The organism is Lentibacillus halodurans, assembly GCF_900112045.1.
GTDB lineage: Bacteria > Bacillota > Bacilli > Bacillales > Amphibacillaceae > Lentibacillus > Lentibacillus halodurans.
On sequence record NZ_FOJW01000005.1, the window covers coordinates 179,054 to 195,453 of the forward strand.

Here is a 16,400-nt window from a genome sequence, read left to right on the forward strand (position 1 = left end):
TGATGAATAATATAATTGCTATTCCAATGGGCGATCCGGCAGGCATTGGACCAGAAATTACTGTTAAGGCATTGAATTACAGAGAAATTTATGAACAGTGTGCCCCTCTGGTTGTAGGTAATATAGAGGTTTTAGAAAATGCAATGAAATTCACCGGTATAACCTTGAAAATTAACGAAGTCTCTAACCCCAACGAGGGTAAATATGAGTTTGGAACGATTGATATCATTTCTTTTAGTAACTTGGACACATATGATTTGAAGATGGGCGAGGTTCAAGCACAAGCAGGAGCGGCAGCGTTTGAATTTATCCAAACTTCCATCAAACTAGCTTTGGATGGAGAAGTAGCTGCATTAGCAACTACTCCAATTAATAAAGAATCACTTCAAGCTGCAAAAGTGCCTTATATTGGTCATACCGAGATGTTGGAAGGGTTAACCAACTCAAAAGACCCATTAACGATGTTTGAAGTTCTAAATATGAGAATCTTCTTTCTGACTCGTCATTTATCATTAAAAGATGCTATAAGTCAGATGACACAAGATCGTGTTTATGATTACTTAAAACGTTGTGACGAAGCACTTATACGTCTAGGGGTGGATGATCGTACTATCGCAGTGGCCGGACTAAATCCTCACTCCGGGGAAAATGGATTATTTGGCACAGAAGAAATTGATGAAATAACTCCTGGTATTAAAAAAGCTGTGAAGGAGGGAATAAAAGTTGAGGGACCAGTACCTGCTGATTCAGTTTTCTATCATGCTCTAAAAGGGAAATATGCAGCTGTTCTTTCACTCTACCATGATCAAGGTCATATTGCTGCTAAGATGACTGATTTCGAAAGAACAATATCAATCACTAATGGATTACCTTTCTTAAGGACATCCGTAGACCACGGAACAGCATTTGATATTGCAGGTACCGGCAAAGCAAGCAGTGTGAGCATGGAGGAATGCATTAAATTAGCAGCAAAATATAGTAAAACATTTTATAAAGTTTAAACAGACAGGAGGTTTCTTTCTGTGGAAAAACAAAAGCCAACTATTGGAGTAACACTTGGTGATGCAACGGGTATTGGACCTGAATTAATAGTAAAGGCATTTCAAAAAAAGGAAGTCCGTAAACAAGCTACATGGATACTTGTAGGAGATAAAAGAGTTCTCCTACAAGGGCAGAATATTGCAGGGTTAGAATTAGATGTTACAGAAATATTTGATATTAATCAAATTAAAAACAAAGCGGGAACTTTATACTTTTTTGACTTAGCAAACATTAACCCCAAGGATTATAAACTCGGCAAGCTATCTGTATCATCCGGAAAAATCACGGGTGAAACACTTAAATACGTATTAGACCTTTCTAAGAAAAATATAGTAGACGGGGTAATTTATGGACCTTTAAATAAAGAAGCCCTTCACCGTGGGGGACATCACTTCCAGGACGAACTTCATTTCTTTGCAGACCTATTAGATTGTAATGAGGGTTTCAGTGAAATTAATGTTATGGATGATCTTTGGGTAACAAGAGTGACATCGCATATTCCACTAAAAAATGTAAGCGGAAACATATCAAAAGAAAAAGTAGAAGAACGTATTCTATTTGCACATCAAGCCTTAAAATCTGCAGGTATTGAAGAACCAAAAATAGTTGTATCGGCCTTGAACCCACACGCTGGTGATGGCGGTATGTTAGGTGATGAGGAAATTCAATTTATAACACCCGCAATAGAATCAGCAAGCGAAAGAGGTATAGATGTTAGCGGACCATACCCTGCAGACACTTTATTTTTACGATTAGATAAAGACCCATTTGATTGTTTACTTGCAATGTATCATGACCAAGCACAAACAGGGATGAAGTTATTAGGTTTCAATCGTGGTGTAACTATGAGTGGGGGCTTACCCATCACCTTAACAACGCCAGCACATGGCACAGCGTTTGATATTGCTGGAAAGGGAATTGCAGATCCTGGTGCTACAATAGCCGCAATTAATATGGTTGTAACAATGGCTTCTGCTTAAACAAATCACGAAAAAAGTAAAACAAATGAGGGAGGAGTTTCAAATGAGGAGAAATTTTTTAGCTAGCAAAAGTTACTTAGTGTTGAGTACTATGTTGTTAACATTGATATTGTTAACCGCCTGTGCTAATACGGGTGATTCAGCAAGTAATGAGGCGGATAATTATCCTGAAAGAGAGATTGAAGTATATGTAGGTCATGGTCCCGGTGGAGGAACGGATACGTTTGTCCGTACGATTACTAACCAAATGTCGGATATTATAGATGGGGAATTTAACATCATTAACCAAGAAGGGGGATCAGGGGTTGTTGCTATGCAAAATGCTATGCAACAACCTGCTGATGGTTACACACTTATTGGTGATTCAGCCTATGCTGTTACAACTGCTGCTGGTACAAATGAGTATGGTTTAGATCAAGTAGTCCCAATAGCTCGTGTACAAAGTGATACTTATGCTCTTCAGGTAAAAAAAGGAACCTTTGAAAGTATTGATGAATTAGTTTCTTATGCCGAAGCAAACCCCGGAAAAATACGAATCGGGGCAGTAGGAACTATGGGGATTGATGAGATTACAGCGCGTCGTTTTATGAAGGAAGCTGGAGTTGACATGAATTATATCCCAATGGAAGGTGCGGGGGAAATGCATTCAGGAATCTTGGGAGGACATATTGATGTCATGCTTGAAGAGGTTGGACCGACCATGTCCTATATAGAAGATGAAGAATTTGAACCTCTTGTTTTTTTCTCTGAAGAACGTATAGATGATTTTTCAGAGGTGCCTACAACCGTAGAGAAAGGTTGGGACTTAACAGATGGAGTTGAGCGTTACCTTATGGCTCCAGCTGATACCCCACAAGAGATTATTGATAAATTAGAGGATGCTTCTAAAGAAGCAATGGAAACAGAAGAATATCAAGAGTACGCTGAGAATTCATACTTGGATTTACGTGATGGATGGATGGGTTCAGAGGATTTTAAGAACAAGCTAGAAGAAGATATTAAAAAATATGAAGAAATCCTTGCTGAGATAGAAGAGTAGTTTGTATCGATAGAGTGGGGGAGAAATATCCCCCTTCTCATTAAAAGGAGTGATGCTAATATGCGGGCAAATTATTTGCTAGCTATTATAACAATAGTTGTTTCAGCATTCTTCTTAGTTGTTGCCTTTCAAATGCCTGAGACAAATTCAACAACCACCATTGGTCCAATGGGATGGCCAATCATGATTCTCCTTTTTTCCTTAGTGATGGGAGTTCTTTTATTACTCAATACCTGGCTAAAAGGAAGGAAAAAAACTGAGTTAATATATAACGATATTCAAAGTTCTGATAAAAATGAGGTGACAAAAGAAAAATTCCATGTAAAAAACCGACATTTTTATATTTTAGTATCTATTGCAATATATGTCTTGTTACTGCCTATACTCGGTTTTATTATCGTCACACCGTTTTTGTTCTTTTTTCTTGCTTGGTTATTAGGGATGGGAAGACTATTAAAAGTTGCGGCTATAACAATTGTTAGTAACATTGTTTTTGTTGTTTTATTTATACATTTACTAGGTATTCCATTTCCAAGAGGAATAGGCATATTTCGATCTCTTAGCTTTTTAATCTACTAACATTCATAAGAAAGGGGAGGATGAGGATGTTAGAAGGAATTCTTATGGGTATTGACAACCTCTTTGAACCGTTACATATCCTTATTTTGTTACTAGCTATGATGATCGGTTTTTTGGGGGGAGCATTACCAGGGATTTCTGGTACAATGCTGGTTATTATTCTATTACCCGTATCATATGGCTTAGATACAATTTCTGCCTTTATACTTCTCACAACTATTTATGCTGCGTCTGTTTTTTCTGGATTAATTAGTGCAATTTTGTTTCGAACTCCAGGAACACCAGAAGCTGTAGCAACGGTTTTTGATGGCTATCCAATGACAGAAAAGGGCAAACCTGGACAAGCATTAGGTATAGGGATCCTAAGTTCTGCTACCGGAGGGGTTATAGGCACATTATTTCTAATATTTCTAACTCCCATACTCGCGTCTTTTGCATTAAATTTTTCTTCACCCGAATATTTTGCACTGGCAATACTCGGATTAACAGTTGTAGCCTCTTTAAGTAGCGGAAATTTAATACAAGGGTTTATTGGAGTAGGACTAGGGCTGTTTGTGGCCACCATTGGGATGGATCCACTATCAGGTACTGAGCGGTTCACTTTTGGTACACTTGAACTAATAGGTGGAATTGATCTTATCCCCGTTTTAATTGGTTTATTCGCTATTTCTGAAGTCTTAAGAAAAAGCAAACAAGATCATACTATAGAAAAGGAAATGCAAAAAGTTAAAACAAAAGTTTTCGATAGTGGTATTATTAATAGGATAAAAAATACAATTTTTCGCTCTGCAATCTTAGGTATATCAATAGGGATATTACCGGGGGTCGGTGCCACAACTGCGGCTATGATTAGCTATAGTGAGGCTGCACGTTGGTCAAAAAATAAAGATGAATTTGGAACCGGAATACCTGAGGGGATTGCAGCTCCAGAAGCAGCAAATAATGCAGGGGCAATGGGAGCGATGGTTCCACTACTTGCACTCGGAATTCCAGGAAGTGCTACTACAGCAGTAATTCTTGGCGCTTTTGTTCTTCATGGACTTCAACCTGGTCCGATGCTGATGACAGATGAACCAGGTTTAGTATATACCATTTTTATTTCTTTACTTGCTGTTAATATTTTAATAATTGTATTTGCTAATCCTTTTATTCGTATGTTCTCAAAAATTATGAAGGTGCCATATTCTGCTTTAGGCCCTGCTATAATTATTTTCTGTATAATCGGAACATTTGCTGTTCGTAACTCAGTTTTTGATATTTGGGTTATGTTGATATTCGGTATCATAGGTTACTATTTAGACAGAATGAAATTTCCTCTTGCCACAATAATTTTGGGAGTTGTTTTAGGGCCAATAGCTGAAGAAGAATTTAGAAGAGCATTACAAATGTCACAAGGGGATATAAGTATTTTTTTCACAAGGCCAATTAGCGGAGTTCTTCTAGGATTAGCTCTTTTAGCATTTATAATCCCACTAGTGAACAGAATAAAAAAATACAAAAAAGCGTAATGAGGTATTTGTTCTCTGTAATACGAGGTACTTATTATCGAAGGTGCACTACATTTGGTAATAAGTATTTTTTTCGTATCAGAGCATGTGTTACAAGTAAGATGCGATGTTGATTATTACTTTTACTTCCCATCTAAAATTTAATTTGGTTTTTTATTATTCGAACAAGCGTTCCTGGGTTTTGATTGTTTATTGGTTGCTTTATAGTTATACCGTTAATAAAAAGGTGGGAATAGACCTCCTATCGTCCGTTGCAAAATTTAAACGGATACAAAAGGTGGAGAGGGAAATCAGTGAAGAGACAAAATAGAATACGGGATATAATTAGGTAATAAATCACCATTGAATTTTTGAAACTAATTTTTTGTCCTGTATGTTCGATACAAACGTGAATTTCGCGATATCTTAGGCGGTTTAACATAAATTCGCATGGAAGCTCACATGGCTTTCGGTAAGTCATCAGCTAAGGGGCATGACCGGCATACGGATTACATCATCCATTCATCACGTGTTAATCCTGACCAATCCAACTCTTCTTCACCCCTACAATCGAAACCAACCCACAAAAAGTGGCGTCTTCCGTCCGAAAAAAATTAAAAATATTTTTCATTCGTACGCCCCCAAATCCTTAAAATTTTCGATTATAGTTATAAATAGGGAGTCTATTGAGCTTTGCTTACTGGACATTATGGGGGAATAAATGTGGAAAAAAACAAGATCACGTTTGAGGAGATTTTCAAACAGAACGAGCGGCGGATTCATTATCACATTCACCGGCTGAATATCCGGGATCCGCATCAGGAGTTTTACCAGGAAGGTTTAGTTGCTATGTGGAATGCCTACGAAAATTACAAGCCTGACAAAGGACCGATGGCGACGTATTTCAACTACATGATCCGCAACCGCCTGATTGATTTGATCCGGAAGCAGAATAAAGAGGATGAAAAGACGGCGCATTATGCATATGAATACCGGGTGGCGTTTGATGATGGCAACTATTATCGAAATGGGGGGCTGCCTTATCCGATGGTGAAACAGGAGGACGATACGGATGCGGATGGCTGCTATTCGGCGTTTTGGCAGGAGGTACGTGGTCAACTTTCGGACAATCAGTGGAAATGGGTAAGACATCATCTTATCGAGGACATGCCGATAAGAGAAATTGCTGAGCAGGAAGGCGTTACGATTGAGGCTGTGAAGAGCTGGGGGAAGGGCGCCAGACGGACATTGCGTGTGCTAGCGCTAAGTGATATTCGCTTATCAGAAGATGTACGGAAAGGACTGCTGTTCATATAGGTACATTCATAAAACAGGGATTATGTAAATCAATGTTATTATCTACTATTGGCGTTTTGGCAGTTTGCTATCGAACGCATGAGTCGAATAGGCGTTGAGAACTAAAGCCCCATGATACAAAGACTCATGGGGCATAAGGGATCATGTTGTATTGACTTGTCTTTTTGCAGTCGCAAGCGTTACAAAGATCAGCACCAATATAGCAACAGGGACAGCAATAACGGAACTATTAATGTCAAATGGCTTGCCAAGTACGATTTCCCACAATAATGTTGTGACTACGCCGGCAATCATGGAAGAAAATCCGCCAGCTTTATTGACACGCTTCCAGAGTAGCACACCCAAAACAGCTGGTGTGAGACCTGCACCATATACCGTATAGGCATACATTTGTACATCGAGAATGGTCGGGAAATAGTTAATTAATATATAAGCGAGGACGCCCATTGCGATCACAAAGATTTTCGTCGTATTCATCAATTGTTTATCCGTTGCATTCTTCATGAAGTACTTATGGACAATATCATAGGTGACGTTGGTCGCCCCGGATAGCAGGTAAGAGTTGCCGGTTGTAATAATAAAGGCTGTTGCTGCAGCTAATAAAATTCCGCCGACCACATTGGGCAACACTAATGTCGAGGCCATTAAAGCCATCCCGGGGTCAATATCGTGAAACATGGAACTGGCAGCAAACGCAATTAAACTGATGACAGGTGTCACAATAAGAATACCGGCGATCCATCCGATATTTGCTTTTTTGGTTGTGCGATTCTCTTTAGATGCGGCCAATCGCTGGTACATATTTTGGTCACTTAGTATTAAAAACAGAGGTGGGAGCAAGTATCCCAGCAGCTGAATTGTTGAGAGAGATCCTGTTGCAGTTAGGTGGCTCGCTGGCACATTTGATGTAATTTCATCCCATCCCCCTGCAATCGTTATCATGAAAGGAAGGGCAATCAATAGTCCAAGCACCATGAATCCTGAACTCAGTGCATCAGTCGGTGCAACAGATCTGAGACCTCCGATGGTGGCGAGAAAGATAATTAAAACGCCGCCAATAATGACGCCCCATTCGACTGAAAGCCCGGTTGTAACGTTTAAAATAAACCCCACTCCCTGTATTTGGTACGAAACAATCCCGATATAGGCAAGAATGATGATAATACTCGCCAATAATCTGGCACTTGGTCCATATTTTTCTTCCAGGATTGAGGAGACAGTGTATTTCCCCAGGTTGCGTATTTTGGGGGCGATGAAATATAGTAAAATAATGCCCGCAATGACCGGGAACGTTAATAGAAAAGCGGGAATTAAACCGAAACTGTATGCCATCGATGTCTGACCGCCGGTTATACTGCCGCTTCCAACCCAAGTGGCCAGAAGTGTACCGCTTAACACAAGTGTACCGAGACTTCTTCCTGCTAAAATGTAATCCTCACTTTTTGAGATCTTTTTCGAGTAATAGATACCAAGCATAACCATAAGAATTCCGTATCCTACTACATACCACAATAACGATACGTCTGATTCAATACTCAATGTCAAAGCCCCTTTCTTGTTTGTCGTTACCCTCCGAATCATGACCAAAACGCTTTCAATTACCGATCAATCTCATCTTTTCGTACGACAGTTGACAAAGGCAACTAAAGTGATATGATATATTGTAAATTATTAAAAAAGTGGAATCAATCAAAATGGACAATAATAAGGAAAATATTAAAAAAATAAGGCGCTTCAACCGATTCTACTTGCGGATGATGGGATTATTCTCACAGTATGATGATCAAAGTACCTATTCCGCAACGGAAGCGATGATTCTCTTTGAAATACATGCAACTGAAAAATGTACGGCTTCATACTTAGCGGATTATTTTTTATTGGATAAAGGGTATATCAGCCGTCTATTAAAACGACTTTTCAAAGAAGGTATGATCGAAAAGCTTCCGTCAAAAGAAGATCGTCGAATACAATATCTGAATATGACTGAAAAAGGGGAGAGAGACTTACATGAGTTGACGAAACATGCAAACGCAAATGTCGAAAACATGATTGCAGGGATATCCGAAAAAGAAATCGATCTATTAGTTCAAGCAATGCGTCAGATAGAAATGATATTGAAACAAAATGAGAGCTGACCCCAGTGTTGGAGGAAGATAGATCGTTGAGGGCAGTATTCGGTGAATGATTGTTTGTATACATAATCTGATTCAGAGGAGGAACGGAATATGTTATTAGCCATTCCACATGAAGAATTTAAGACACGTCAGGGGGATTTTCTTAACAAGTTGCGTGAAAAGAAATGCGATGCTGCTGTTATATTTGCGGCGACTGATATATTTTATCTGACAGGATTCCATTTCATTGCAACAGAACGACCGATCAGTCTGCTTGTTGATCCAAATGAGCAATGGCACTTATTCGTACCCCGACTGGAGCATGAGCATGCAGAAGAATATGCTGTTATTGACCATGTGCATTCCTATCCTGAATATCCTGGCACGAAGCATCCTATGGAATATGTAAAAGAAGTCCTGCAGTCATATGGATTCGAAGGAAAAACAATTGGGTATGATTCAATCGGATATGGTTCACCTATGGGGTATCGCGGATCAACAATTGATACCTTGATCGAAGCTGATTTTGTGTCGATTTATGGTGTCATTGAGGAAATGCGGTTCGTGAAATCACCGAATGAAATTGAATTAATCAAGGAATCGTGCCGTTGGGGAAACTTGGCACACAGGCTGTTGCAAAAATATACAAAATCAGGGATAAGTGAAATCGAAATTACCGGAAAGGCGTCCACAGAAGCGACAATGGCTATGATTGAGACATTGGGATCCGATTATAAACCACATGGCCAGACAGCATTTGCGACGTTCAGGGGTCAGGTAGGTCCTGAATCCGCCTTTCCGCATGCGGTTACACAAAACGTTATCATGTCAAAGGGGGATACGCTGGTGACCGGGGCGGCTGCAGCGGTGTTCGGTTATGACAGTGAGCTTGAGCGGACAATGTTTGTGGAAGAAGTATCCAGGGAACAGGAACAATATTTCAATTATATGTACAATGCACAGGAAGTTGCCTTCAATGCCATTAGACCTGGTGCTACATATGCCTCTGTTGAGGAGCAGGTGCAGGCTTACTTTAAACAGGAAGGTCTCACAGAGCTGACGAAACATCACACGGGTCATAATATTGGATTGCTTATTCATGAAGCACCATTTTTTGATTTAGGTGATGACACCATTATTGAACCAGGTATGGTGGTCACAGTTGAACCGGGCATTTATGTTAAAGGCGTTGGAGGCTTCAGGCACTCAGATACGGTATTGGTAACGGAAAATGGTATTGAAATGCTCACATACTATCCGAGGGATTTGGAGTTGCTTATTTGCTGAAGTGATTACAATTAAGTGAACCTTCAACCATTGGGGGTTCTTCTATTCGCTGTAATGCGATTGCCCCTGCAAAGTGCAAACAGGCTTTGCGGCGTCTATGGTCAATGTGGACACATTTGGTATGGAAGCTGCCACATGTGGAACAAACTTAATGCCTAGAGGAGGAACAGTAGATGGTGATATTGCCCATATTGCACTATTTTTTTGCAACGGAAGCTTCTGCATATGTTAACAGCGTCACATTGGCCGCTGACGCCGTATGGAGTCTTATTAAGAAAAAATTCTACAGCTAATGGGGGAGCCGGTTGATCAACTAGTGTGTTTCTCTCCCCCTTTACAGAAAAAAGACAGGCGCTCTATTTCCGGAAGGTTTTGTATCTTTACAAATCATTCATCTTCTGGCGCTTTCTGAAACAAAGCTGCCGGCATCATTTCAAAGCCTTCACTCACCATATTTTCTTCTACTTCAATCATGAGATAACGCTTCCCATTGAAATGGACTTGACGTACATGTTTCACATCTTGTGGACGAATGGAGATTTCCGCTATTTTATAAGGACCCCAATATTTTAGCAAATTATTTTATTTAAAAGTACTATCAGGCATTGCCTAAGCGCTTTCGGCAGGAAATCTTTAAATAATGAAGATAATCGTAAGAAAAAGCAGTAAATTTTATATTCGGAATGGCTACATGCATTTATAATCAATTGTGAAAGCGGTGTCAATAAGGAGGGGTTATTTTATGAAGAAAACGGTTGGATGATGAAATTTCCGGAAGAATTGATTGACCTGGTCAGCAAGGACGCAATATCTATTCGGTATCCGTATAGGATAAGCTTTCAAATACTTTAAATACAAATTTTTTTAGCAGTCATATATCATGCCAGTTTACTTCAGTCCTGTTACAGCTGGATAAATTTTCCTTGAACCAGATGTGGGTTTTGCCCACTTTGATTCATTTCCTATGTGGAACCCTACAGCACCGAAATTATGAAAAGTATTTATTTTGTAGTGCCTGCAACGGTTTTGTCAGCCCTGCCAGGTGCTATGATTGGGGGGCTGTCCAAACCCGGGAGTGATACTTGTCCATGTCTTTTACGGATTACCAATAACAACGTTTGCGGGTGCATTTATTACGGTTTTGTCAGCGCTCTTTTAGGAAATTACTTGTTCATGGTTAATTGGCCGGGTTGGATGAGGGGTAGATCGTTCGGTAGTCCGGTGGCTGAACCCTGTCAATGTGTAAAGAAAAGCGTATGATAGCTGATCATTATAGAGGTGACCATCGCATAAGGCATTTGGTATCTCAAAAAATTTTGGAGGGTGAGTGATGAGGAAGATTTTAGTAATGTTTTGTGTTGTTTTAGTATTCCCTGTGTTGTCATCTATATCAGGGAAAACAGCCTTAACAGTAACTGCTGCAGCAAATGGTTTTTCAACATCCTTTGAATCAGAAGATCCACAGCTTGATTGGGAAAACACACCGGAGAAGGACAGCGATGGGAATGAGAAATATTCAGGAATTGCTTCAGACATCAAAACTTACGTTGGTGACGGGCCTGCAAGCAGTTATACTGCTAATACAAATGCTGGTTGGACAGGCAGAAAGGCGTTAACCTATGAAGGCAGTCATGAGGATTCTGGGGAAGCGTATGCCTACAATAAGATAGCTGACGTGGATGTTGAAGTGACACCAGAAACCCAGTTGTCTTATTATATTCATCCACAGTTCATGGATGAGAATGAATTGGATTATTCGAGTACCTATGTATCGATTGATTTGGCATTTGCCGATGGAACCTATTTAAGCGAACTTGAAGCAAAAGATCAGCATGATATTGTGTTAGATCCACTGAAACAAGGGGAGTCCAAAACACTTTATCCTGAACAGTGGAACCATAAACGCGTTGATATTGGTGAAGTCGCTGAGGGAAAAGTTATTGACAGAATTCTTGTTGCTTATAAAAATCCGAAAGGCCCGGGTGTCTTTAAAGGAAGTATTGACGATATAAGTATTGACAGCAGCCCTGAGGAAAAAACTTACTCGAGTGCTGTGGATTACGTAGATATACTGAGGGGGACAAATTCCAATGGCACGTTTTCACGTGGCAATAACTTCCCCGCGGTAGCAGTTCCACATGGCTTTAATTTTTGGACACCGGTCACGGATGCTGGTTCTACGAGCTGGCTCTATAGTTATCAACAATCCAATAATGAAAATAACTTGCCGGAAATTGAAGCCTTCTCTCTGAGCCATGAAACAAGTCCCTGGATGGGTGACCGACAGACGTTTCAAGTCATGCCGTCTGTTGGAGAAAATCCAAGTGCTGATCGCAATGAACGTGCGCTTCCTTTTAAACATAATAATGAAATCGCAAAGCCTCATTACTACAGTGTGAAATTTGAAAATGGCATTAAGACAGAAATGGCACCGACAAATAGGGCAGCCATGTTTAAATTCACGTTTACAGAAGATCATTCAAATCTTATCTTTGACAATGTCAATAATAGTGGTGGACTAACGTTGAACCCGGATAATCAGACAATCACAGGTTTTTCGGACGTTCGCAGTGGTCTTTCTGCAGGTGCTACGAGAATGTTTGTCTATGCAACATTTGATAAGCCAGTAACCGATAGTGGTCATTTAACTGGAGAGGGAAGAGACAATGTAACAGGATTTTTGCAGTTCGATACTACCGGCTCCGATAAGACTGTCACCATGAAAATCGCGACATCGCTGATTAGTGTTGAACAAGCCAAAAAGAACTTGGAACAGGATACGACATCTGATGATACGTTTACCGATATAAAAGAACGGGCAAAAGAGCTCTGGAATGAAAAATTAGGTATTATTGACATTGAAGGGGCAACGGATGATGAGCTTGTAACATTCTACTCAAATATGTACCGTCTGTTCTTATATCCGAATGAAGCTTACGAAAATACGGGTACAGAGGATAACCCGGTCTATCAGTATGCCAGCCCCTTCTCTGAAGCAGTAGGTGAGAACACTCCGACAGAGACAGGTGCTCAAATCGTAGAAGGAAAGCCTTATGTCAACAACGGTTTCTGGGATACGTATCGAACAACCTGGCCGGCTTATTCATTATTGACACCGGAACATGCAGGCGAAATGATCAATGGCTTTGTACAGCAATATAAAGACGGTGGCTGGATTTCAAGATGGTCATCGCCAGGTTATGCAAATTTAATGGTTGGCACCAGTTCAGATGTGGCATTTGGTGATGCCTATCAGAAAGGCGTAACCAACTTTGACGTTGAGGCTTTTTATGAATCAGCATTAAAAAATGGTGCAGTTGCAAGTGACGATCAGAGCGTCGGCCGGAAAGGGCTGTCCACGTCTATTTTTGAAGGCTATACAAGCACGTCTACCAGCGAAGGAATGTCATGGGCATTAGATGGGTATATTAATGATTTTGCTATCGCAAATATGGCAAAAAAAATGCTCGAAAACACAGACGAAGATGATCCGGAATACGCCCAATATAAAGCTGATTATAAATACTATTTGTCGCGTGCCCAAAACTACTCAGAAATGTTTAACCCGGAAGCAGGCTTCTTTATGGGAAAAGATTCCTCGGGTAATTGGAGAGCATCAGTTGAAGATTTTAACCCTGAACAATGGGGTGGGGACTATACGGAGACAAACGCATGGAATATGGCTTTCCACGTTCCTCAGGATGGTCAGGGGTTAGCTAACTTATATGGTGGCCGTGAAGAACTAGCAAATAAGCTAGATGATTTCTTCTCAACGCCAGAAACTGCCTTAAATCCAGGTCATTATGGGGGCGTCATCCATGAAATGCGTGAGGCCAGAGATGTAAGAATGGGAATGTACGGGCACAGCAATCAGCCAGCACACCATATCCCATACATGTACAATTATGCCGGCCAGCCCTGGAAAACTCAGGAAAAGGTTAGTGAAGTGTTATCACGTCTTTATATAGGCAGTGAAATTGGTCAGGGATATCCAGGTGATGAGGATAACGGTGAAATGTCTGCGTGGTATATATTCAGTGCCGCTGGATTTTATCCATTACAAATGGGGAATCCGGAATATGAAATTGGATCGCCTTTTTTTGAGAAAATGACAATCCATTTGGAAAATGGGGAAGATCTTGTTATTAAAGCACCAAATGTAAGCAAAGAGAATAAATATGTACAGGGGTTAAAGGTGAATGGGGAGCCGTATAATCAGACAACGCTGCCTCATGATCTTTTAGCAGAGGGCGCAACGCTTGAATTTGATATGGGTTCAGAACCCTCTGATTGGGGAACTGGTAAAGATTCGTTACCCGAATCTGTTACAGATCGTTCAACTGATGGTTCTTCGTTACTTCCTGATGCATTAAAGGATTTAACAAATGATGATAGCGGTGTAGCTTTTCATAGTGATAAAGGGGTAGCAGATCAAATTTTTGATAACACCTCTCAGACAACATTAACATTGGAAAATGATAATCCCTGGTTTCAGTACCAGTTTAAGGATGGCAAAGAACGTGCGTTAATGTACACCATTACTTCGGGTGAAAACGACCAGTCAGACCCACAGGACTGGAAGCTATTGGGGTCTGTGGATGGAGAAGAATGGACAGTGCTTGATGAAAGGTCGGACATCAATTTTAAATGGCGCCGATTCACAAAACCATTTATTATTCAGAATCCTGGCGAATACACTTACTATAGACTAAAGGTTACTGAAAATGGAAGAGATGGTTCTGTTTCGTTTGCTGAAGTTGAATTTCTCGGTTATGGAAATACGAAAGACAAACTGCAGCAGGTCAGAGGCAAATATGAAGATTACCGCAATTCCGGCGATATTAAAGGTCCATTAATAAAGCAATTTGATGCCAAGCTGGATCAGGCCGAACACCATTTTGAAAAAGAACATTTTAAACAGGCTGCCAAAATGCTTGATGATTTGCTGAAGTTTATGGATAAGAAATCTGGAAATATAACAAAACATGTTAAAGAGGAATTAAGTGCAGATATAAATGCACTCATTATCTCTGTTGAAAGGTTAACAACTTATGGAAATCCAGATAACGGAGACTGGAAATATAAAGATGAGGTAGAACAGGTACCTGTTTTTGATATTTCCGAACTTACTACTCCAGCTATTGAACCAGGTGAGGAAGCTGTGATGTCAGTGAATGTTGAAAATATAGGGTTGTTATCTGGTGACAAAGCTATTGACTTTTATTTAGATGGTGAGCATATAGAAACGAAAACGGTTACCCTTGATCCAGGTGACAGTAAAACGGTTCGTTTCACCATCGGTGATGTAGCACTTGGTTTGCATAACGTTAAAATCGGTGAACTGACGGGCTTATTGAAAGCGTTGCATGATGGACCAGTATTGTCTCTGAGTTTTGAAAATGAAAGTGATCAAACTGTCGAGGATGCTTCACCCTATGGACATGACGGGACGATACATGGTGATGCTTCGTATGCTGAGGGGATCATCGGTAACGCCCTTCAACTGAATGATGGCTGGGTGGAAATACCTTCTGCAGAACTGTTAAATGGCCATGATGCGTTTACAATTGGTTTTTGGGTTAACCTTGAAAATGCAGATACAGATCAAAAAATCATAGGCAAAACAGCAATTGGAGACGGCTACGTTCTTGGTGCAGACGGTGGCCTTTATCCAGAAATATGGGATGATAATGGAAGCAGGTTTACGTTTAATAATGGATCGATACCTTCTAATGAATGGACTCATTTAGCATTAACATGGAAACAGAACAGTCGGGTTATTGGTTATATTAATGGCGAAGAAGTTGCCAGCGTTGCAGCAGGGTCGTCCCCTATTAAGCCAAATGACAATCCATTAATTATAGGGGGTGCTCCGTGGGGACCTGAAGGACTTCAGACAAACGGCCTGGTAGATGAAATCCGAATGTACAAAGAGGCACTCAGTCCTGAAGAGATTCAGCAGCTTTATACGAGTGATTCATCAGAATAAACTTATTTGAATTGGTTCGTAGCAGAATCGAGAGGTCGGAGGTGACTCACCCCCGGCTTCTCACAACACCGTATGAGAAGCCTTCTTAATTTTCCATATGTACGATCCCCTCCCCAATTTCCTTCGCTTTATGTATAATCACACATAACAACAAATATGGAGGCTGCCAAAAAAGGTAAGCAATATTTTATGTGAAAAACTGGCAGCAATGAATGCCGATGATGTATTGGAAATGAAAGAAGTTTGTGAAGAACAAGGTATTCTTTTCATGGAAGCATTGATGTATATGTATCATTTCCATCCGCAGTATGCACGAGTCAATCAAATCATAGATTCCGATGAAATCGGGGATGTTCAATTCGTGCGGGCTGGTTTTTTATTTTAATACCTCAGCCAAGCAGCGCATATGTCACAGGTGATTTTGGATGGTCATAATCAGTTATACCATGACGTTGAAAATACAATAAATAACATGCGGGTGATTGATGCTTGCTATGAATCTATTGAAAAAGATCAGCAAGTAGAATTGTTATAAAATGATTGGGCCAAGGGGGACAACCATCCTGT

At 40.3% G+C, this 16,400-nt stretch carries 12 protein-coding genes; 10 read left to right on the forward strand and 2 right to left on the reverse strand.

Features of this window, described 5'->3' with window-relative positions; translation table 11 throughout:
* Positions 1-2: 2 nt before the first annotated feature.
* The 6 genes from pdxA (at position 3) to BM195_RS07795 (ending at position 6,443) form a co-directional block, all read left to right on the forward strand.
* Positions 3-1,001: a 4-hydroxythreonine-4-phosphate dehydrogenase PdxA gene (gene pdxA, locus BM195_RS07770; RefSeq protein WP_090236144.1), complete on the forward strand. Its 999-nt coding sequence runs from the start codon at positions 3-5 to the stop codon at positions 999-1,001.
* A 21-nt stretch (positions 1,002-1,022) separates the two neighbouring features.
* Complete coding sequence (locus BM195_RS07775) at positions 1,023-2,021, forward strand: 4-hydroxythreonine-4-phosphate dehydrogenase PdxA (RefSeq protein ID WP_090236147.1); 999 nt, start codon at positions 1,023-1,025, stop codon at positions 2,019-2,021.
* A 43-nt stretch (positions 2,022-2,064) separates the two neighbouring features.
* Entirely contained in the window at positions 2,065-3,060 is a 996-nt protein-coding gene (locus BM195_RS07780; RefSeq protein WP_170848190.1) for a tripartite tricarboxylate transporter substrate binding protein, read from the forward strand.
* Positions 3,061-3,120: 60 nt separating this feature from the next.
* A complete protein-coding gene (locus tag BM195_RS07785) occupies positions 3,121-3,639 on the forward strand; it encodes a tripartite tricarboxylate transporter TctB family protein (RefSeq protein WP_090236152.1) in 519 nt (172 codons plus the stop codon).
* A 26-nt stretch (positions 3,640-3,665) separates the two neighbouring features.
* A complete protein-coding gene (locus tag BM195_RS07790; protein WP_090236156.1) occupies positions 3,666-5,147 on the forward strand; it encodes a tripartite tricarboxylate transporter permease in 1,482 nt (493 codons plus the stop codon).
* 702 nt (positions 5,148-5,849) lie between these two features.
* On the forward strand, positions 5,850-6,443 hold the full coding sequence (locus BM195_RS07795) for a sigma-70 family RNA polymerase sigma factor (protein WP_090236158.1): 594 nt from the start codon (positions 5,850-5,852) through the stop codon (positions 6,441-6,443).
* A 141-nt stretch (positions 6,444-6,584) separates the two neighbouring features.
* Here the strand turns inward: BM195_RS07795 and BM195_RS07800 are convergent, their stop codons facing one another.
* Complete coding sequence (locus BM195_RS07800; RefSeq protein ID WP_090236161.1) at positions 6,585-7,982, reverse strand: sodium:solute symporter family protein; 1,398 nt, start codon at positions 7,980-7,982, stop codon at positions 6,585-6,587.
* A 155-nt stretch (positions 7,983-8,137) separates the two neighbouring features.
* On the opposite strand from BM195_RS07800, the gene BM195_RS07805 reads away from it, so the two are divergent.
* Positions 8,138-8,578, forward strand: a complete 441-nt coding sequence (locus BM195_RS07805) for a MarR family winged helix-turn-helix transcriptional regulator (RefSeq protein ID WP_090236165.1) — start codon at positions 8,138-8,140, stop codon at positions 8,576-8,578.
* Positions 8,579-8,668: 90 nt separating this feature from the next.
* Positions 8,669-9,844: a M24 family metallopeptidase gene (locus BM195_RS07810; RefSeq protein ID WP_090236168.1), complete on the forward strand. Its 1,176-nt coding sequence runs from the start codon at positions 8,669-8,671 to the stop codon at positions 9,842-9,844.
* A gap of 387 nt (positions 9,845-10,231) precedes the next feature.
* Here BM195_RS07810 and BM195_RS07815 read toward each other — a convergent pair whose 3' ends face one another.
* Positions 10,232-10,420: a DUF4317 family protein gene (locus BM195_RS07815; RefSeq protein WP_090236170.1), complete on the reverse strand. Its 189-nt coding sequence runs from the start codon at positions 10,418-10,420 to the stop codon at positions 10,232-10,234.
* A 754-nt stretch (positions 10,421-11,174) separates the two neighbouring features.
* Here BM195_RS07815 and BM195_RS07820 point away from each other — a divergent pair.
* Together BM195_RS07820 and BM195_RS18300 are read left to right on the forward strand one after the other, a co-directional pair.
* On the forward strand, positions 11,175-15,833 hold the full coding sequence (locus BM195_RS07820; protein ID WP_170848191.1) for a GH92 family glycosyl hydrolase: 4,659 nt from the start codon (positions 11,175-11,177) through the stop codon (positions 15,831-15,833).
* 232 nt (positions 15,834-16,065) lie between these two features.
* Positions 16,066-16,218 (forward strand): hypothetical protein, encoded by a 153-nt coding sequence (locus tag BM195_RS18300; RefSeq protein WP_170848192.1) that lies wholly within the window; start codon positions 16,066-16,068, stop codon positions 16,216-16,218.
* The last annotated feature ends 182 nt before the right edge of the window (positions 16,219-16,400 follow it).

Excerpts from the sequence above, each read along its gene's own strand:
- pdxA (WP_090236144.1), top strand. The coding sequence starts at position 3 with ATGAATAATATAATTGCTATTCCAATGGGCGATCCGGCAGGCATTGGA.
- BM195_RS07780 (WP_170848190.1), top strand. The coding sequence starts at position 2,065 with ATGAGGAGAAATTTTTTAGCTAGCAAAAGTTACTTAGTGTTGAGTACT.
- BM195_RS07785 (WP_090236152.1), top strand. The coding sequence starts at position 3,121 with ATGCGGGCAAATTATTTGCTAGCTATTATAACAATAGTTGTTTCAGCA.
- BM195_RS07790 (WP_090236156.1), top strand. The coding sequence starts at position 3,666 with ATGTTAGAAGGAATTCTTATGGGTATTGACAACCTCTTTGAACCGTTA.
- BM195_RS07805 (WP_090236165.1), top strand. The coding sequence starts at position 8,138 with ATGGACAATAATAAGGAAAATATTAAAAAAATAAGGCGCTTCAACCGA.
- BM195_RS07810 (WP_090236168.1), top strand. The coding sequence starts at position 8,669 with ATGTTATTAGCCATTCCACATGAAGAATTTAAGACACGTCAGGGGGAT.
- BM195_RS07820 (WP_170848191.1), top strand. The coding sequence starts at position 11,175 with ATGAGGAAGATTTTAGTAATGTTTTGTGTTGTTTTAGTATTCCCTGTG.
- BM195_RS18300 (WP_170848192.1), top strand. The coding sequence starts at position 16,066 with ATGAAAGAAGTTTGTGAAGAACAAGGTATTCTTTTCATGGAAGCATTG.